Here is a 20645-nt window from a genome sequence, read left to right on the forward strand (position 1 = left end):
TAATAAGGATAGAAAACTATCTTAGTTCTTAAGCCTCAAAAGGCTCTACAGAAACGTAAGATTTGTTGTTTTTCTTCTTAGTAAACTTCACAACACCATCCACTCCTGCGTGTAGTGTGTGATCTTTACCTCCATACACATTTTCACCTGGGTGATGTGTATTTCCTCTTTGACGTACGATGATGTTCCCTGCAATCGCAGCTTGACCTCCGAAGATCTTAACACCTAAGCGTTTCGATTCTGATTCGCGACCGTTTTTAGAACTACCAACTCCTTTTTTATGAGCCATCTTGTATTTTTTTTTATCCTGAATTTATTTCAGGATCACATTATACTTAGGAATATAAAACTTACGCTTTACCTCCGTCTAATTCATCCTGCCATTTCTTAAGCTCATCCCACTTACCATCTGCAGCCATTTGTGCTTGTGCTGGCCAAGTGTCTGTAACGTGGTTTCCACGTACATCTGAGATGATTTCAGAAATCTTAGCTGCATCAGTTTTTGCAAGCTCTGCAAAAGTCGTGATTCCAGCCGCGTTAAGCGTTTCTGCAATTTTAGGCCCGATACCTTCTACTTTCTTAAGGTCATCGCCTTTTGAAGTAGCTTTTTTGGCTGGTGCCTTTTTAGCCTCTGCCTTTGGTGCAGCCTCTTTCTTAGGAGCGGCAGCTTTTGGTTCAGCTTTTTTAGTTTCTTTCTTTGGTGCAGCTTTCTTTGCTCCAGAAGAAGTAATGCTTTCGATTACGATTTCAGAAAGTGACTGACGGTGTCCGTTCTTAACACGGTATCCCTTACGTCTCTTTTTCTTAAAAACGATTACTTTGTCACCTTTAAGGTGTCTTAAGACTTTTGCTCCTACTTGAGCTCCGTCTATAGCCGGGGCGCCTAAAGTGATGTCATCTCCGTCACCGATAAGAAGAACGTTGTCAAAATCAACTTTCTTTCCTTCTTCAGTAGACAGGCGATTAACAAAGACTTTTTGGTCTTTTGCAACTTTAAATTGCTGCCCTGCTATCTCTACAATTGCGTACATAGCTTGTGATTAAATATTGTTTTTACACTAATAATTGCGCTTACCTTTCGGTTTAAGCGGGTGCAAATATACTACTAATCTATTAATTTACAAACCCTCCAAATTCTTTTTATTTACGCTTTCGCAAAAAAATTCAGATACTTAAAAACAGTCTCTCTGTAAAATAATTCGCTATAATTTATCCAGCAATTCCTGAGCTTTTTCGTAATCTTCGGCATCAGACGGGATTTTATTGAGTATCGTCTTAGCCCCTTCTATATCCTTTCTTTTGAGATGTGATAGGCCATTATACCACAATGCTTTGTATTTATAGACAGAACCTCCTTGTGCTAGTTGTTCAAAAAGACTTTCAGCCTCCGCGTGCTTTCCTAGTTCTACTAGTGCTATTCCTTTATAATAGGCTACCTCAGCATTTTCTGGATCATTTGATAGTATAGTGTCAAAAAACAAAATCGCCTCCTCGTAGGATTGTGAGTTGAATGCTTTTTCCGCTTTCGCGAAAGCGAGCTCCCCACCACTACGTTCTGTCAAACTAATCGTCCCGTCAAAGGCATAATCCGCATAACTAGCCGACTGAAAATTCATCCAGAGCATCACGCCAAAAAATAGGACGACACTCGCCGCAACGAGATAGCGCCACGGTTTTAAAGCAATGACCTTAGACGGGCTATTTCCAGATATAGTCCCCCGAGGTGAGTTAGCATCTTCAAAATAAGCATTTGCCGAGCGCTCGATGGTATTTTTAAAATCGCTCCTTTCCTGAGAGAAAGTATGACTTAAATGCCCGTTTACTTCTTTAAAAATGGTAAAAGCATCTGCTAGCTCCGGCTCTTTTGCAATGCGCGCTTCCAGATCACGTTGCTCCTGAAGGCTCAAGACACCTTGTAAATAATTGTCAAATAATAGTATCGTCTTCTCGTCCATCACTATGCATTCTTTAGATCTTGATACTGTGGCGATGCCTGTATCATTGTGGTTAATTTTCCCACACAGAGGGATTTTTTCTTCCGCGCATAAGCATAAGAGACGCCTAGTTTTTGAGCCACTTCTTCCATTGATTTAATGGTAAATGAAAGCTTAATAAGCTCGCGACATTTCTCTCCCATACTGGCAAGCATCGTGTTAAAAAGTTGCGTACGTGAGTTGTAACGCTCTGTCTCCTCCACTTGCTCTGCCAGCTGTGCATCTATAGATGTGATTTCGTCATTAATTGTTACCCCTTCTGGTTTATTTTTTTTGAGCGTATTGAGCCACTTGCGCTTACAGATAAGGAAAAAATAAGCGTCAAAAGGACAAGTAAGCGTGAGCCCCTTCGTTTTGGCCTGATCATAAATGGTCATCATCCCCGCTTGAATGATATCTCGCGCCTGTGCTTCGTCACCGCTATTCTTTTTAATGTACCCAACAACCTTGGGCGCAAACCGATTGTATATTTCGGAGATGAGCAGGTTATCATTATTGAGGAGTGCCTCAATATAACGTTGATCTTTATGCTCATTTTTCTCGCTCATAAAAGACTGATTAGACACCGAATATAAATAAAAACAAACTCTTGTAATCCAAAAATCTTTTCTAGGCGTACATTACAATGTGCCTCTGCAGAAGCACATAAGAAATCTGCGCTACTCAAGCGCACCTTTTAAAACAGCTACGGCCACGCTGATTTTGAAAACTAATCCTAACACACTCAATAGATGAAAACGATTAAAATAATTTCAAACCTATTTTTATTCCTAGTCATATTTGCTTCTTGTCAACAAGATGAAATTCAAGAACTAGAGCAAACGACTACAGATACAGATGTTCTATCATTAGAACAACAAGAAGGCGCCGAAGAAGCCTTCCCTGGAAAATCTGCCGACTCAGAAACTCTCTTTTACGGTTTAAGTGAACTCGAAGTAGCTCCTGTAGATGGGGTATATGTTTTTGAAGGAGATATCATTTTTAACCCAAATCAACTCGTTCAAGAACCCTCAAATACGCTCACACGTAGTGTAGGTCGTACCGGTGGTCGCTGGCCTAATAATACGGTATATTACGCCATCAACCCCAATCTTCCTAATCAGTCCCGTGTGACGCAAGCAATTGCAAACTGGGAAGCAAATACTTCTATACAGTTCGTACAGCGCACTAATCAATCTGATTATATCTATTTTACTCCAGGTTCTGGATGCTCCTCTTATGTAGGACGTATAGGTGGACGTCAAAATATTACACTTGCTAGTGGATGCTCTACGGGAAGTACGATACACGAAATAGGTCACGCTGTAGGCTTATGGCACGAGCAAAGTCGTGTAGACAGAGATCAATACATCACAATAAATTTCCAAAATATACAACAAGGATTAGAATACAACTTCCAGACATACGTCCAGCAAGGACAAGATGGAGATGAATATACAGCACAACTAGATTTTGGTTCTATAATGCTCTACGGTTCGTATGCTTTCTCTAGTAACGGGCAACCTACTATAACTAGAACCAATGGAAGTACTTATAACGTAAACAGAACATCACTTTCTGATGGTGACATTTCTGGAATTGACCAGATGTACCCCGGAGACGGCGGTGGCGATGGTGGAGATAATCCGTGTGCCGGAGTTCCAGAATGGTCCAGCACTACCTCATATAGTATAGGAGACCAGGTGGTTTATCAAGGCGGTCTCTACAAGCGTGTATCTGGCGGATGGATTTTCTTAGGAAACTGTCCAGATGAAAGTGAGGATATATGTGACGGCGTTGCTCCTTATAACGGTTCCAACAGTTACCAAGTAGGAGACCAAGTTACTTACCAAGGATATCTTTTTGAACTCACAAACTCTGGCTGGGCACAGCTAGGACAATGCGGATAGTACATAGAGAATCATCCAAAATAAAATCCCAACTTAAACCATCCGCCCTCGGCGGGTGGTTTTTTTATGCTTGTTAAGTACCGTAAATCCTACATTCACAAGAAAATTAGTTTTTTTTCAAAATAAAGGGTAACAAAAAAATAAAGCTGTTGATATAAGGGTGTAACAACAAAAAACAAATCATTTAAACACTTTTATTATGAAAACAACAACGACAACATTTGCATTACAGAACAACAGTACGAATGCAAACATTATTAAAAAACTTTTTATTACTGGAGCACTTGCGCTTCTATCCTTAACGAGTTGTGAGACTAATGATGATGTGGACATCGAAGTCATCACACCAGATGATAGTGAGATTGTCTTCGGAGGATTAGAACTACAAAACAGCATCATAGATTCCAGAGAAAATGACCTACAACAATTTACTGTAGATGGAACGACAGGAGGAATTATAGTCGGGGCACAAGGAACACAACTTTCTTTCCAGCCCAGCGCCTTTGAGAACCTAGATGGCACCGCTGTAACCGGGAATGTAGACATCGAACTTATAGAAATATACGGCCGTGCAGATATGCTTAAGAAAAAACTTCCTACAAATGGAAAACAACCTAATGGTGATGTAGTAACTATTATATCTGGAGGAGAATTCTTTATTAATGCCACTCAGAACGGAAATCAACTACGCCCAGCGCAAGCTTTTGACCTTACGGCTCCGGTAGGCAACTCGGCTGGATTTAACCCTGAAATGACGGTCTTTAGACCAGACAATGACTGTGATGAACTGGATTGCGATGTGGTTTGGGAAGAAGATGAAGAAGCAGATGTGCGCGGTGGAGAAATTCAAAATGCAGACGGGACTTGGACATCGGCTTATATCGCTCCACTTACAGGATTTGGATGGACTAACCTAGACAGATGGTGGAGTTATGCTGGACCTAAAACAATGGTATATGTAGATGTTCCTGAAGGATTTAATGAAACAAATAGTGCCGTATATGTTTCTTATGATGGAGAGCCAGATGCACTAGCGCTTTTTGATACGTACGACACAACACTTGAGCAATTTACAGAGCACTACGGACAGATGCCTATCGGGCAACAAGTACACTTCATATTTGTATCAGTACAAGATGGCGACTACGTATATGCTATTCAAGGTGCGACAATTGTAGATGGTCACACGGAAATTATAGGAACCACACAAACCACCTCTGAGGCTGGACTTACAGCCCTCATAGATGCTTTGCCTTAACATTTGATTTGTTTGGTTAGTTGGGTAGGAACTCCGGGGCATTAGATGCTTCGGGGTTCTCCCCATTTAACTTACAATGCTACAAATCCCTCACTATAATACATCTGTATAATTTTAAGTACATTTAATTACGCTTTCGCGAAAGCAAAAAAAAGAAACCCACCATTTCTTTACAATCGTGAAACCTACAAACAACCCATCATTATGAAATCCCATCAAAGCCTATTCGTCACTTTACTAGGATTCATCTTTATCCTATGTTCCTGCTCCGAAGACCACGACTGCGAGGAAGGTGTTATTACCCTACCCAATAGCGTTAACTTACTGAGCGGTATAGAATACCAAGAAAATCTTTTGGATTGCCGACTTTCGAGAATTCAGACCTTTACGTTTCCTGGGTTTGAAGGAGGTGTTTTCAATGGAAGTCAAGGCACTCAAATAACAATTCCCGTACAAAGTATTCTCGACCAAAACGGAAACCCCATAGATCAAGACGTAACCCTAGAACTTATCGAGATGTACCAACCTGGCGAGATCATAGCCTGCCAGCTTTCAACCGATGGTCTGAGCACAACAAACATCCCAGAACCCTTGCTAAGTGAGGGAATTTACTACCTCAACCTCACCGTGGCAGATCCAGATATTACGATTACTTTGGCTAGTCCCATATCGGTGTTCAGTCCTTCCAGCAATGAGGGGCTTATATTAAACCAATTTAACTCATTGAGCTGTCAGGAAGTGGACTGTGAGGTGCTCTGGGAATTTAACCCAAACGCCGAAGTCTTTCCAGATACCATCGAAGGTTCTGCAGGAGAAACCGTTACTGGATATCGCACCTTTGTGACCATTTTAGGATGGATAAGTAAAGCGCGGTTTAATCCAGACGGAAGTGACCGTACCATTATATACAACAAAGCTACAGCCCAATATGACGGTTCAAACAGCGACACTTTTTTCCTTTACAAAAATGAAAGTGTAGGCGTGAGCAAGTTTGCTCGATACAACGATGCGCTAGATGTATTCTCGGAGCAATTCGGTCAGATCCCAATGGGGTCGGACGGGACATTTATTCTGACCACCGTTCAGGAAGGAGATTATCGCTTTTCCACTCAAGCGAGACAAGTGGAAGACGGCACGATAGGTCTTACAACACAAACAACAGACAGTCCAGAAGCGCAATTTATAACGCAAATCAACTCACTTCAATAATCGCGTTATGAAAAAAACTAGCTACCTACTTTTTATTGCTTTATTGATTTCTACAATGGCGTTTAGTCAGACGGTCGTATTAGACACCATCACGCGTAGTGCCCCTATAAGTATTGATATCCAAGGAAATAGGGCGCAATACAATGCACAAATGCCACCGCTCAACCAGGTAGCGGGAGCACCTAAAGCTTATTACTCTTATTACTGGGAAACTGGAGATGGCAACTACAGCTTTAAAGAAAAACCAAAACACAGCTACAAAAAAGCCGGCGATTATGAGGTTCGACTGTGGAGTACAAATAACTACGATAATGGGAAACCACCCGCAAGCAGGCCTAAAAAGGTAACCATTGCTCAAGTAACAGATAAAGAAGCGAGTACTGATGCGGAGAGCGCTTTCGCGAAAGCGGAATTAAACGAAATCTCAGGGGCGGAATCTTCATTAGCCCGCGACACAGATTTAATGGTTCGACACAACAGAGAACCTATCCCAGAACAAGAAATAGTTCTCATCACCAGTTACAGAAATACCAAAGACTACACCACAAGCGGAAAACTGTATCTCTTTTACAATGACAGAGCCTTTAAAGACGATAATTTTAAGCTAATCGATACTCGACTGCATCACGATGAAAAAATTGTGGATGAGACGATTATCGCATCAACGATGGATGTAGATCATTCGGATGGGTATCTCGCAAGTACTTACGAAAGTTATCTAAAAGAGCGCACCTTATTTGTGCAAGACAGCACAAAACGGACAGACCTCCCGCTCACGTTAGAGCAATCTCGAGGTGAGTATCGCAATAGTCAGGTCATCACCTTTGACGAATTGAAACCTGGGGAAGAACGCAATATCTTCAGGACGTTAGAAACTACACCGGAGATGCTCAAGGACACGAGTGCTATCGTGACTTTAAGAAGTATTTTTGTTCCTGATGATAATTATGAGAATCATAGTGTAAAAGATACCGAGCTCGAAATTGTGACCTCCCACGACCCCAACAAAATGTCGTCTAACGGCACTATAATGAACTATCGTCTAGTAAGGTTTAAGCGACTTAAATTTAAAGTTCGCTTCCAGAACGATGGCGAAGGCCCAGCAAATACGATAAAACTTGAAGTCGATACACCAGAAATGTTTGACCGAAGAACCCTCGAGGTTACAGACATGTATCCCAAATGCCCAATATGTCCCAAAGAACGCGAGGTAGATTATTCCTGCTTAGATACCATCCTGAAAAAAGATAAAATCATCTTTACCTTTAAGAAGATTTATTTGCCTGGAACAGCCCAGAAAAATGTTACGGACAAAGACTCGACCAAGGGCTTTGTAAAATATTCGATGAAGTTTGGGAAGGATTTTCACAAGACAAAAACTCGCAATCGCACGGCAATTTACTTTGACAAGAATCCACCCATCTATACAAATTATAGTACGACGCGGTTTTTGCCGGGTATTTCAATTGGTGTAAAGGCAGGAACGATTTTTACACCGAGTCGGGATAATGCATCAGAGTATTTTGCGGGGGTGACGCTCTCCCCTTTCAAATCTTATCGTGGCTATTTTCAGGCAGAATTATTTCTGAGCGCCTCGTCCTTTGAAACGCTACGCAATTTTGAGACCAGCGACGTAAACGATATTGGTATAGAAAGTCTCACCCGCTTCTCTGAACAAGCAGAGGAACAGGCTATATCTACCTACCTCGTCCCTATCTCCTATCGCTACAACCTCAACAACATTCTCGCGGTGGGTGCTGGTGTTCAACTCAAAGTAGATTTGAGCAGTTCTTGTGACACCACGACTACAGGAACGTTTTCCCAAATCATCCCAGGAGAGGGAGAAATTGCCGACCCGTCACAAGACACCGTCCAAACGACCGAATGTGATAAAGGTTTTGGAAATTTCCAGAGTGGATTGTTTATCGGAGCAAATGTGGGTGGCGTTCGTATTGGACCTAGTGCTGGCGTGCGCTACGTCTGGAATTTTAATGAACCTACATCACAAATTCAGTTGTATGGTATTTGGAAATTTTAAGCGATGAGGCGATGGTTATTTGTTTTAATTTTAGGTGGAGTTGTGGGTGTTTCTTCCGCTTTCGCGAAAGCTTGTCCCGAATTGATTTCGGGAGCGGAACTAGAATTTAAACCATATACCTTATTTACACAATCCCAGCAAAAACCTACTTCTGCCGAAGAAATTTATAAAACACTAGACACCTTTCTAGAAAACCCGGATACAGAGCACATCTCTACGTTTGAAGATTACCTAACAAATATTGAAGTAGAGCATAATGAGGCACGCCTTGCCAAAGTCATTGCACACTCAAATCTTGCCTACTTTCAGCGTAAGAATGGTCAATTACAAGATGCAATTACAAATTACACAAAGGCTTGGGGAATTTGTGACCGCTATAATCTTCAGGATTTTGACATTTTAGATTCCTGTCTAAAACCGCTCGGAAATCTCTATACCCAAACCAATGCCCTCGAGGAAGCACAAAATACCATAGAACAATACTTATTACGCGCTCAAAAATCTAAGGATAAAGATGCCATTGCGGGCGGGATTTTAAATCTGTCAGTCGTTTTTTATAGTCAGGGAAAACATCGTCAGGCCATTCAATTATTAGAAGAGGGCTTGCTTATACAACCCAAAAATGCCGATTTATGGATGAATTTGGCTTCAAATTTATTTGGCAACAAACAGGATGATGAAGCCATCATTGCCGTAAAAAAATCGATTGCCCTAAAACCTTCTGAGCCTAATGCTTATAAATTGCTAGGTCAGATTTATGCAAATCAAGGAGCTTACGATAATGCGCTCGAAGCATTTTATGCAACCCTCGAACTGCTTAATAAAAATCAAAACACGATATCGCGCGATCTTGCCAAAACGCATCTCGCCATCGCTCAAACCTACATCTCACAAACCATAGCTTTAGAACAACCGCGGTATTTTCAGAAAGCAAAACTAGAAGTGATAAAAACCTACCAGCTTCTTATTCCAAATTTTGAGAGCAATCAAGAGCAACCGACTATCAATCAGCTTTACTCAGAAAATACCTTGCTGGATGCGCTCGACCTGCACTCAGAGATTGCTACGCTTGAGAATGACCATTTAAAGGCACTTGAAATTTCAGACCTTGCTTTTGAAGTACAGAGGATTATGCAACTTGATATGATGATGCAAGGTTCACAGCTTGTAATGCAATCCTCAATGAAGCGTCGCACGGAGCGCTATCTCGAGAATGCATTTATGCTATACCAGCAAAAACGAAGTGATAGTCTTTTGCAAAGCGTGCTCAATGCGATCGAGCGATCCAAAAATACTCTTGTGAGTTCGGCATATCTTGAAAAAAAACAATTGAGCCAATTGTCGGAAAATCCATTGGTTGATAAAATTACATTTCAGGAACAGCAAGTTGCTCAAGCCCAAGAAAAACTTCAGAAACTCCGCAAAGTTGATGCTGTTGAAAGTAATGTTTATCAAGAAACATTAGGAGAGTATGGCAATGCCTCCCGACAAGTTCAACATTTAAAAAAACAGCTTGCTTCTGAGTTTCCACTCCTGCAGGATAAGGGAATTTCCCTATCTGACTTGAAAGAAAAAACGGCTCAAAAAAATCAAACATTTGTACACTATTTTATCGGTAAAGAGAATAGTTATCAGTTTGCCGTTAATGGCTCCGAGGTTATTTTTAAACCCATTACTTTATCAGCATCCGAGCAAGAAAACCTCATCACAACTACCCAAAATTTTAATCGCTTTTTTACGGATGCGGGACAGATAAATAGCAATCCACAACTGTATGCCCAGACAGCTTTTGAGCTATACAAACAGCTTCAGATTCCTAAAAAAGGGCAATTGATTATCTGTCCAGACGGGATTTTGAATTTTGTGCCCTTTGTCGCTTTATTAATGGAAGAAACCGCGACAATATCGTATGAGAAGATGCCATTTCTCGTAAAGGAATGTACTTTGAGTTATGAACTTTCGGCAAGACTATATCTTGAAATGGATAAAAAAATGTCCGATTCATCTTCGGCGCTGGGTGTATTTCCTGTTTTTGAAGGAACCGATTTGGAGTTGAGCTATTCTATGGAAGAGGCACAGGTACTCGAATCTTATTTTATGACTGAACTTTTGATGCGGGAGGAGGCTGTTGCGGAGTCCGTCCTTTCGACTGCGCCCAAGGCAAGTTTCGCGAAAGCGTACAACCACAACGTTCTACATTTCTCAACCCACGCAACAGGTGGGACATTTTCTAAGCCCGCGATGATACGATTTTATGACGCCGAAGTTCCTGTGACGCGATTTTACGGAGAATCATTTCTTCCAGATCTAGTTGTATTAAGTGCCTGTGAGACAGGTGTGGGAAAATTGATTGCTGGAGAAGGCGCGCAGAGTCTGGCTAGAGGATTTCAGTTTGCGGGAGCGAGAAATGTGTTGTTTACGCTTTGGCAAGTAAATGACAGATCGACCGCGCGACTCATGGGAGATTATTACCAAAACCTCTCAAAAATTACCAGCCGAAACTTGAGCCTGCACAATGCACAGCTATCATATCTAAATGATTCTGAAATCACAAATGCTCAGAAATCTCCTTATTATTGGGCGCCATTTGTGTACTACGGCACAACGGAAATTGTGCAGGAATCTACGCTATGGAAATGGGCACTAGGTGTTGTAATTGTAGTATTTTTGAGCCTTATAATTTTCAAGAATGGCGTCACTTCGCGAGTTTTTAATAGAAAAAGGGTACACGAGAGTTAGGTTATTTCCTACGGTCACAAATCATCTTGAAATGAAGGCCAAAATAAACGGAATCGAAGGTTCTTTTATCCTAGACACAGGTGCCTCTAGTTCGTGTATAGATTTCTCTCACGGCACACACTTTGAACTTATAAGTGAAGCCAGCGAAGTGCTGGCCGCTGGCGCTGGAGCGACAGATATGCGTACAGAATTATCTCAAGGCAATTCGCTTACCATTGGAAAATGGACGATGAAAGAATTGGATATTGTGCTTTTTGACCTGAGTAATGTAAATACTGCTCTGGAAAACCACAATGCACAACCCGTACACGGAATTCTAGGTGCAGATGTGCTGAATGGTGGTCGTGGGATTATTGATTACAAGTATAATTGTCTTTACTTGAAGTAAATTCTAACACAATTCAAAAAAATAACGTAATCAAAATAAAGGAGGTTTTCCTTAATAACTTCTTCGGTTTCTTAACCTTTTGCTAATAATGAAAAGCTAGAAGTATTATATTTTTGCTATTCATTTTAATTAAAACATATTGTATGAAAAAAATTACTCTTTTACTTTCTTTATTATGTACTGCTGTGCTCTCTGCCCAGTCTGTATTTATTAATGAAATACATTACGACAACGCGGGCGTTGACGCTGGTGAGTTTGTTGAAATCGCGGGTCCAGCTGGAACAGATTTATCCACTTATGATATTGTACTATACAATGGAAGCAATGGAACAGAATATAATACTGTTGATCTCTCTGGAAGCTTAGATGATGAGGGCGCTGGGTTTGGTGCTCAATCTTTTGCAATATCAGGTATCCAGAATGGGGGACCTGACGGGATTGCCCTTCTTAACGGTGCTACAGTTGTCCAATTTATAAGTTACGAAGGTGACTTTATGGCAACAAATGGTCCTGCTATGGGAATGATGTCAACAGATATAGGAGTGTCCGAACCGAGCAACACGCCTATAGGACAATCTTTACAGCTTACTGGAACTGGTTCAGTTTATACTGATTTTACTTGGAATGCTCCAGCTGCCGAATCTCCTGGAAGTATTAATGCAGGGCAGACCTTTGTCGCTCCTATCATTGCTTGCGACATCACTTGTCCAGGAAATATCACAGCAACTGCAGATCCTATGGCTACAACGGCAATAGTAACATACGCAGACCCAACACTATCTGGAGACTGTACAATGGCTGGATTTACTCAGACTGCAGGACTTCCTTCTGGATCTAATTTCCCACTAGGGACAACGACAAATACTTTTGAGGCTACAGATGCAAACGACGGTACGGTTGTAACTTGTTCTTTTAGCGTTACGGTAAATGAGTCTACAGCTCCTACGGCAGAATGTATGGACATCGATTTAGAGCTAGACGATATGGGGATGGCTACTATCACTCCAGAAGACGTTTCTCCTATTGCATTAATCAATGGTTATGAACTAGATCAAGATGGAACTTTTGCTCCTATGGATATTTCTGGGACTGGAAACAATGTTGCGTTAGGAGACGATCAACTTTCTGGAGCACTTCCTGTAGGATTCAGCTTTAGCTTCTTTGGAAATGATTATACCGATTTCTATATCTCTTCAAATGGCTTTATAACTTTTGATCCTGCAACTGGTCAAGGATGCTGCTCTGGCCGCGTAATCCCCTCTGCAGATGGACGGGACGATATTATTGCACTTGCTTGGGAAGATTTAAACCCTCCAAGTGGAGGAACTATACGTTATGAAACATTAGGCACAGCTCCTAACCGTATGTTAGTAGTAGAGTTCTTTGAGGTAAACCATTTTGGGACACCAAATCCTGTTACAGCGCAAGCTATTTTATATGAAGGTTCAAATAAGATAGAGTTACATACTACAACATTAAATACCGGTAGTGGTTTACATACTCAAGGAATTGAAAACGCAGACGGAACACAAGCCGTTGCTGTAGAAGGGCGTGTAGCTGTTGATTTTTCCCTTACTAACGATTTTGTAAGCTTTACACCGCTTACTATCACAGCAACACCAGATACCTTTGACTGTTCAACAACGGGTGACCAGATGGTAACGGTTACCGTTACTGGTGATGACGGACAGAGCGCCTCTTGTGTGTCTACAGTTAACGTAATTCCTAATGTAGACTTCACGGGGTGTCCTGTAGATATTTTTGTTGCGACAGGAAATACTACAAATTGTGGTGTCGTTGTAGATTACACAACTCCTACGGGAACAAGTGTGTGTGGGACTCCAACAATAACACAAACTGCAGGACCAGCGAGTGGATCTACCTTTCCAGTAGGTGAAACGTTAGTCGAGTTTACTGCAGACGTAAATGGATCTACAGCAGTATGTTCATTTGTAGTTACTGTTATTGATAGTGCTTTCCCTGAGTTAGATTGCCCTGGTGATCTTATCGTCTCAGGAGATGATAATGGAAACTATGAGATAGAAGATTATACAGCGGCTACAGATAACTGTACAGCAGCAGGAAACATCGTCACTACGCAAGAACCAGCAGCAGGAACCGTTGTCACCGAAGGTTCTACAACGACTGTTACTGTTACCGCTACAGACGAAGCTGGCAATACTACAAACTGTACTTTTGACATCCTTGTAGACAGTACATTGAGCGTTTCTGATCAAGTTTTTTCTAATGCCATAAGCCTGTACCCTAACCCAACTTCAAATGTTGTAACTCTTGAAAACTCAAGTGCTGCAATCATAAACAAAATCGAAGTTGTAGATGTAAATGGTCGCGTATTGAGCTCTTCAAATACAGAAGTTAGTCGTGAAACTCAAATCGATTTTAGCAGTTATGCTACTGGAGTTTATTTCGTGCAGATTATAGCAGGAAACACTTCTACTGTAAAACGTATTGTGAAGCAGTAATCACAGTTTAAATACTACTTTAAGAAACCGGGCTTCAATGGAGCTCGGTTTTTTTTACGCTTTCGCGAAAGCGTACTTACCAACACCCCAACAAGGTTAAACTTGTTCTAAAGACACGCCAATACTCACAGAATTCTCGGAAATTGTACCCTCAACAATCCGACTATGGCAATTCTAGGTTCTATAATAAAAGGTGCAATACATTTAAAAGACACATTATCTTCTGATTCACACCCTGCGGAAGAACAGAAAGAAGTTCTCCAAGAACTTCTTACAAAAGCAAAAGACACCGCTTTTGGCAAATTTTACGGGTTCTCAAAAATTCTTGAGGCAGATGATATACAAAGTGCTTTTGCAAAAGCCGTCCCCTATTTTGACTATCATAAAATGGCAACCGACTGGTGGAGTCAGGTTTATGACGGACTAGAAGATATCACGTGGCCGGGAAAACCTAATTATTTTGCATTAAGTAGTGGGACAACTGGAAAAAAAAGCAAACGTATACCCGTAACCGAAGCAATGCTTACCGCAATTCAGGATGCAGGAGTAGCGCAAGTACAGGCCCTTTCTAATTTTGAGCTTCCTACAGATTTTTTTGAAAAGGAAGTAATGGCGCTGGGAAGCTCGACAGATTTACAAGAACGCGACGAGTTTTTAGAAGGTGAAATAAGTGGTATTACAGCGAGTAATATTCCTTTCTGGTTTAAAGGATACTATAAGCCTGGAGAAGACATTGCCAAAATTGACGATTGGGATACCCGCGTCGCCACAATCGCAAAAAATGCAAAGCAATGGGACATAGGCGCCTTAAGTGGAATTCCCTCGTGGATGGAATTAATGCTTAAAGAAGTCATTGAGTATCACAAAGTAAAAAATATACACGAAGTCTGGCCCAATCTTCAGGTCTTTACGAGTGGTGGTGTTGCCTTTCAACCTTATGAAAAGAGTTTTAACGCCTTAATGGAAAAACCTATTACAGTTATTGATACCTATCTCGCTTCCGAAGGTTTTCTAGCTTTCCAAACACGTCCAGACACGGAGGCTATGAAACTCTCTACAAACACGGGTATCTACTTTGAGTTTGTTCCTTTCAAGCCAGAATACATTCTAGATGATGGTTCGCTAGCTCAAGACGCACCTGCCTTGAATCTCTCTCAAGTAGAGAAAGGTGTAGATTATGTACTTATCATAAGCACCGTTTCTGGCGCTTGGAGATATCTCATAGGCGATACAATTGCTTTTACAGACGTGGAGCGCGCCGAAATCAAGATTACGGGACGCACAAAGTTCTTCCTCAATGTTGTGGGATCACAGCTATCTGTTAACAAAATGGAAACAGCCTTAAGGGAACTTGAAGAAGAATTCAACATAAAAATTCCTGAGTTTACGCTTAGCGCGAAAAAAATAGACGGCGAATTTTACCATTGCTGGTACTTAGGCACCGAAAGTGATGTAGACGAATCTAAACTCGCCGAAGCTTTAGACAACAACCTTAAAGAAGCAAACAAAAATTATAAAGTTGCCCGCGGAAAGTCGCTCAAAGGTGTAAAAGTTACCACTATTAAGCCGTCTATCTTTGCTGAATGGAGCGGAGCCAATAAGAAAAAAGGTGGTCAGGTAAAAATGGAAAAAGTAATGGGCGAAGAAAAATTTGTCGAATGGGAAAAATTTGTTTCTGAGAGGTAATCACTAAGAATCCTCATTAATCAAGTGCATCACCTCTTCTGGAGACATATAAAAACTACGCATACGTTGCTTATATTTTTCGGAAATACTGGCGTGTTCTAAGATAAAATTCTTTGTCTTAAGAATGTACTCTCCCATCCCGTGACGTACGGCATACGTGTCTGCTGTGCGCTCCACTTCTTGAATATGTGGTGTGGAGTATAAATATTTGAGCCCGAATATAATCATCCCAAAACTGCTACGGTTACGATAGTCCATTACATGACCTAACTCGTGCCCCAACCATCCTATAATCACATCACTCGGAATATCTTTAATAGTAAATTCTTCTTCATCTATTTGTATTTTCCTGCTAATAAGAATGATGTAAGAACGTTTCCCTTTTCCTCTGAAGATACTATTAAAACGCGGCTGCGCTTGCATTGTAGATTTTTTAATATTATCCTTAAATTGAAAGGTAATATCCGTATCCCATAGTTCAGGATAGTACTCTAGAGCTTTGATAGCCTCTGCTTCAATTTCTTTAGGTATTGTTTTGTTTTCAAGATTTAGTACTCCGTATGCTGTCATAGGTGAAATATAAATCTTCCCTTGCGCAATTGCTGTTAAAGGTGTTATAAAGATTAAAGAGAAAGCAATACAAATGCCCCACACATTTCTATATTCCACATACGATCTTACATACCTGCTCATCATTCAAAGATGCAGCTTTAAAAATTGGCATAAAAAAACTCTCATCAGTTATTGATGAGAGCTTAATTGTTTTTACGCTTTTCGTGAGACAAGCTTAGAATAAATCCCGAAAGCGTAATAGTTACATTTCTAACGCTTTCTTTGCATCACCATCCATAAGAATGTTAATAGGATCTTCTAGCGCTTCTTTTACAGCTACAAGGAAACCTACAGATTCTTTACCATCGATAATTCGGTGGTCGTAAGACAATGCTACATACATAATAGGAGCGACAACAATACCACCGTCTATTACGACAGCGCGTTCTACAATATTGTGCATCCCAAGAATACCTGATTGCGGCGGATTAATGATCGGGGTAGACAACATAGATCCGAACACACCTCCGTTAGAGATTGTAAATGTTCCGCCAGTCATCTCGTCTACCGTGATTTTTCCGTCGCGCGCTTTTATGGCAAGACGTTTTACTTCACTCTCCACACCTCGGAAAGAGAGGTTTTCTGCATTGCGCATTACTGGAACCATTAAACCTTTAGGTCCAGAAACAGCAATTGAAATATCTTTATAGTCAAAAGTTAGCATTTCCTTACCATCTATCATACTATTTACAGCTGGGTACATTTCCAAGGCGCGTACTACTGCTAGGGTAAAGAATGACATAAATCCAAGACTTACTCCGTGCTTTGCTTTAAAGTCTTCTTTATACTCTGCACGAAGGTCAAATATAGCTTGCATATTTACCTCATTAAATGTGGTAAGCATTGCTGTAGTATTCTTTGCCTCTACAAGACGCTCTGCTACCTTACGACGCAACATTGATAGCTTTGTGCGCGACTCGCCGCGAGTTCCTCCTCCTGGAGTTCCCATAGACGGTTTTGCATTTACAGCATCATCCTTAGTAATACGACCGTCACGACCTGTACCTTTTACCGTTTTTGGATCGATATCCTTTTCAGCAAGGACCTTCCTAGCGGCTGGGCTTGTAGCGCCAGATGCATAGGTTTTATTCTCCAATGGCTCTGCTTTCTTCTCTGTATTTGGAATCTCGTTACGTTGCTTGTCTAGCTCTGGACCAGCATTCCCGCCACCCTTCTCATCGCCTGGGTTCTCGTAAGTCTCTGTAGACTTGTCTCCTCCTCCAGGTTTTTCTGCATCGGTATCGATAAGACATACTACGGCTCCTACGGCAACAGCATCACCTTCCTCGGCTTTTAGAGTAATAATTCCCGAAGCTTCGGCTGGAAGCTCTAGGGTTGCTTTATCACTATCAACTTCGGCAATGGCCTGATCCTTTTCTACATAATCGCCGTCCTCTACGAGCCATTGTGCGATTTCTACTTCTGTGATGGATTCTCCCGGTGAAGGGACTTTCATTTCTAACATAATGTTATTGTTATTATGATTTGTTTTTATTCCGATACTTCGACTCCGCTCAGTATAAATTTCGCGAAAGCGAACTCAATTTCAATCTATTTCTTATCTGGCGTATTAAACACCTCTTCTATCACTCTTTTATGCCTTGCTTTAGAACGTGTACTACTTCCTGCCGCCGGCGAACTGTACATACGGCGTGATGCCATACGTAAAGGTCTGGTGTCCCAATGTAACAGTAAATGTGCCCAAGCTCCCATATTTTTAGGTTCTTCTTGTGCCCAAACGTGGTCTGTTGCGTTAGGATAGGTCTTAATAATTTGCTCTAATTGGTCTACCGGTAATGGGAATAACTGCTCGATACGCACAAATGCGATATCATCTCTTTCTTTTTCTTCCCTCGTTTCAATAAGGTCGTAGTAAAATTTACCTGTACAGAATACGAGTGATTTCACTTTTTTCTTATCTACCGCTGGATCGTCTATAACTTCTTGGAAGCTTCCATTTGCAAGTTCCTCTTTAGTAGAAATTACTTTAGGATGACGGAGTAAACTCTTAGGTGTAAAAACAACGAGAGGTTTTCTGAAATTCCACTTCATCTGGCGACGTAGCAGGTGAAAAAAGTTTGCGGGTGTGGTAACATCTGCCATAATCATATTCTCTCTAGAACACATCTGTAAATAGCGCTCCATACGAGCGCTAGAGTGTTCAGAACCTTGTCCCTCGTAACCGTGAGGCAATAACATTACCAGCCCGTTTTGAGTTTTCCACTTAGACTCTGCGGCAGAGATGTATTGATCTACCATTATCTGGGCTCCGTTAGAAAAATCTCCAAACTGAGCTTCCCAGATGGTAAGCGTCTTAGGCGTTGCCATTGCATACCCGTAATCAAACCCAACTACTCCATACTCAGAAAGTAATGAGTTGTAGATATACATTTTTCCATCTACGCCTAAACGATTGTGGAGGTTAATTTCCTCTGCATCGTTTTCTGTTTTAATCGTTGCGTGACGGTGGGAGAACGTACCTCGTTCTACATCTTGTCCCGTCATACGCACGTTAAAACCTTCCTCCATTAAGGTCGCGTAAGCGAGTAACTCGCCCATTGCCCAATCGAGGTTATTAGTCTCAAAATAGCGTTTGTTACGGTCGTCTACAATACGCTGTATTTTTCTAATGAATTTCTCATCTGCAGGAAGTTTTGTGATCCCCTCAGCCAGTTTATCCATTTTTTTTAGGTCATAGGTCGTATCCATCTTTGTGAGGATTTCTTCCTGCGTTCCTATTTTATATCCTTCCCAATCGTCTGCCAGAATCTCTGTGACAATTGTTTTTTCTTTTTTGCGGGACTCTTCGAGATCTTCTTCAAGTTCGTTCTTGTAGTCGAGCTCTAGTTGCTTGATATGTCCTTCTTTAATCACCCCTTCATTGTACAGCTTAGTTCCGTAAATGTCTCTTGGACTATCATGCTTTGCAATGGCCTTATATAATTTAGGCTGTGTGAAACGGGGCTCATCACCCTCATTATGTCCATATTTTCTATATCCTAGAATATCAATAAAAACATCTCTACCGAACTGCATTCTGAATTCTAATGCAAATGTAAATGCGTGGCAAACAGCCTCTACGTCATCTGCGTTTACGTGCAGTACTGGTGATAAGGTAACCTTTGCTATATCTGTACAATAGGTAGATGATCGTGCGTCCAGATAGTTTGTTGTAAATCCTACTTGATTATTTGCAACCACGTGAATGGTTCCCCCTACTCTGTATCCTTCAAGCTGTGCCATCTGGATTACTTCATAAACTACGCCCTGACCTGCAATGGCGGCATCTCCGTGTACTAGAATAGGTAAAATCGCTTTCTCATCTCCGTCTAGTTGATTGTCCAACTTAGCTCGAGAGATACCTTCTACTACAGCATTTACTGTTTCTAGGTGAGATGGATTAGGTGCTAGATCCATACGGATGTCCTTACCACCGTCGCTCTTACGCACGCTGGTCCATCCCATATGATATTTTACATCTCCATCAAAAAGTTCATTTTCTGCATACTCCTTACCGTCAAACTCAGAAAAAATCTTTTCTGGTGATTTACCAAATATATTTGCCAGCACATTGAGACGACCACGGTGGGCCATTCCCATTACAAATTGCTTTACTCCTTTTTCGGCGGCTTTTTCAATTAGGTGATCTAAACCTGGGATGATTGAGTCTACTCCTTCGACAGAGAAGCGTTTTTGCCCTACGTATTTTGAGTGCAGGAAACTCTCAAATGAAATTGCCTCGTTGAGCTTTTTAAGAATATGCTTTTTCTCTTCGGCGTTAAAGGATGGATGATTGTCATTTACATTAAGCCAGTTCTGAATCCATTTAATTTCCTCTGGATTACGAACGTACATATACTCGATACCTATGGCATCGCAATAGATGGCTTCGAGGTGTTTTATTATTTCGCGTAAGCTAGATTTTCCTAGCCCAATTATGGCACCGGCTTCAAACTCAAGGTCCAGGTCTCCCTCCTCCAGTCCAAAATTTTCAAAATGTAGCGATGGTGAGTATTTGCGTCGCTCTCGTACTGGATTTGTCTTTGTAAATAGGTGACCGCGAGTGCGATAACCGTCTATAAGACGGACTACGCTAAACTCCTTAAGCATATCATCAGTAACAGTTACTGGTGCTCCAGCAACTTCAATCTCTTCGTGGCTCTCTGCCATTCCAAAATCAAAACCTTGAAAAAAGGCACGCCAGCTAGGCTCTACACTATCGGGATTAATTAAGTATTGGTCGTATAACTCAGCAAAGTATGCTGTGTGTGCGGCATTCAGAAATGAAAATCTATCCATTTTTTAATTGTGTCTACGTCGTCGGGACATTAGATGAGCAAAAATACAAT

15 protein-coding genes are annotated in these 20645 nt (G+C 41.2%); 8 read left to right on the top strand and 7 right to left on the bottom strand.

Translation table 11 applies throughout. The features are described from left to right. Positions 1-28: 28 nt before the first annotated feature. From rpmA to EAX61_RS13325, 4 genes are all read right to left on the bottom strand, one after another. Positions 29-289, bottom strand: coding sequence for a 50S ribosomal protein L27 (gene rpmA, locus EAX61_RS13310; protein WP_121918195.1), 261 nt, complete (start codon positions 287-289; stop codon positions 29-31). A gap of 61 nt (positions 290-350) precedes the next feature. Next, complete coding sequence (rplU, locus tag EAX61_RS13315) at positions 351-1031, bottom strand: 50S ribosomal protein L21 (RefSeq protein ID WP_121918196.1); 681 nt, start codon at positions 1029-1031, stop codon at positions 351-353. Between the two features lie 171 nt (positions 1032-1202). Beyond that, a complete protein-coding gene (locus tag EAX61_RS13320) occupies positions 1203-1955 on the bottom strand; it encodes a tetratricopeptide repeat protein (RefSeq protein WP_121918197.1) in 753 nt (250 codons plus the stop codon). Between the two features lie 2 nt (positions 1956-1957). After that, complete coding sequence (locus tag EAX61_RS13325; protein ID WP_121918219.1) at positions 1958-2542, bottom strand: RNA polymerase sigma factor; 585 nt, start codon at positions 2540-2542, stop codon at positions 1958-1960. 183 nt (positions 2543-2725) lie between these two features. Here EAX61_RS13325 and EAX61_RS13330 point away from each other — a divergent pair, with 183 nt between their 5' ends. From EAX61_RS13330 to EAX61_RS13365, 8 genes are all read left to right on the top strand, one after another. Further along, complete coding sequence (locus EAX61_RS13330) at positions 2726-3883, top strand: M12 family metallopeptidase (protein WP_161555237.1); 1158 nt, start codon at positions 2726-2728, stop codon at positions 3881-3883. Positions 3884-4082: 199 nt separating this feature from the next. Next, the gene (locus tag EAX61_RS13335; protein ID WP_121918198.1) at positions 4083-5141 is read left to right on the top strand and encodes a hypothetical protein; all 1059 of its coding nucleotides are present in this window, start codon (positions 4083-4085) and stop codon (positions 5139-5141) included. A gap of 204 nt (positions 5142-5345) precedes the next feature. Further along, on the top strand, positions 5346-6350 hold the full coding sequence (locus EAX61_RS13340; RefSeq protein WP_121918199.1) for a hypothetical protein: 1005 nt from the start codon (positions 5346-5348) through the stop codon (positions 6348-6350). Positions 6351-6357: 7 nt separating this feature from the next. Beyond that, positions 6358-8388: a DUF7849 domain-containing protein gene (locus EAX61_RS13345; protein WP_201739461.1), complete on the top strand. Its 2031-nt coding sequence runs from the start codon at positions 6358-6360 to the stop codon at positions 8386-8388. Positions 8389-8391: 3 nt separating this feature from the next. Continuing rightward, the gene (locus tag EAX61_RS13350; RefSeq protein WP_121918200.1) at positions 8392-11127 is read left to right on the top strand and encodes a CHAT domain-containing protein; all 2736 of its coding nucleotides are present in this window, start codon (positions 8392-8394) and stop codon (positions 11125-11127) included. Continuing rightward, the gene (locus EAX61_RS13355; protein ID WP_121918221.1) at positions 11078-11515 is read left to right on the top strand and encodes a retropepsin-like aspartic protease; all 438 of its coding nucleotides are present in this window, start codon (positions 11078-11080) and stop codon (positions 11513-11515) included. The genes EAX61_RS13350 and EAX61_RS13355 overlap by 50 nt, the downstream gene beginning before the upstream one ends. Positions 11516-11658: 143 nt before the next feature. Continuing rightward, positions 11659-13998: a T9SS type A sorting domain-containing protein gene (locus EAX61_RS13360; protein ID WP_121918201.1), complete on the top strand. Its 2340-nt coding sequence runs from the start codon at positions 11659-11661 to the stop codon at positions 13996-13998. Between the two features lie 165 nt (positions 13999-14163). After that, positions 14164-15684, top strand: coding sequence for a GH3 family acyl-acid amido synthetase (locus EAX61_RS13365; protein WP_121918202.1), 1521 nt, complete (start codon positions 14164-14166; stop codon positions 15682-15684). A 3-nt stretch (positions 15685-15687) separates the two neighbouring features. Here EAX61_RS13365 and EAX61_RS13370 read toward each other — a convergent pair whose 3' ends face one another. The 3 genes from EAX61_RS13370 to EAX61_RS13380 form a co-directional block, all read right to left on the bottom strand. Continuing rightward, positions 15688-16254 carry a hypothetical protein gene (locus tag EAX61_RS13370; protein WP_121918222.1) on the bottom strand — a complete coding sequence of 189 codons (567 nt, stop codon included), beginning with the start codon at positions 16252-16254 and terminating at the stop codon, positions 15688-15690. A 244-nt stretch (positions 16255-16498) separates the two neighbouring features. Continuing rightward, positions 16499-17764 carry a 2-oxoglutarate dehydrogenase complex dihydrolipoyllysine-residue succinyltransferase gene (gene odhB / locus EAX61_RS13375; RefSeq protein ID WP_121918203.1) on the bottom strand — a complete coding sequence of 422 codons (1266 nt, stop codon included), beginning with the start codon at positions 17762-17764 and terminating at the stop codon, positions 16499-16501. An 83-nt stretch (positions 17765-17847) separates the two neighbouring features. After that, complete coding sequence (locus EAX61_RS13380) at positions 17848-20595, bottom strand: 2-oxoglutarate dehydrogenase E1 component (RefSeq protein WP_121918204.1); 2748 nt, start codon at positions 20593-20595, stop codon at positions 17848-17850. Between the last annotated feature and the right edge of the window lie 50 nt (positions 20596-20645).

Origin of the sequence: Dokdonia sinensis (genome assembly GCF_003688895.1) — a bacterium.
GTDB lineage: Bacteria > Bacteroidota > Bacteroidia > Flavobacteriales > Flavobacteriaceae > Dokdonia > Dokdonia sinensis.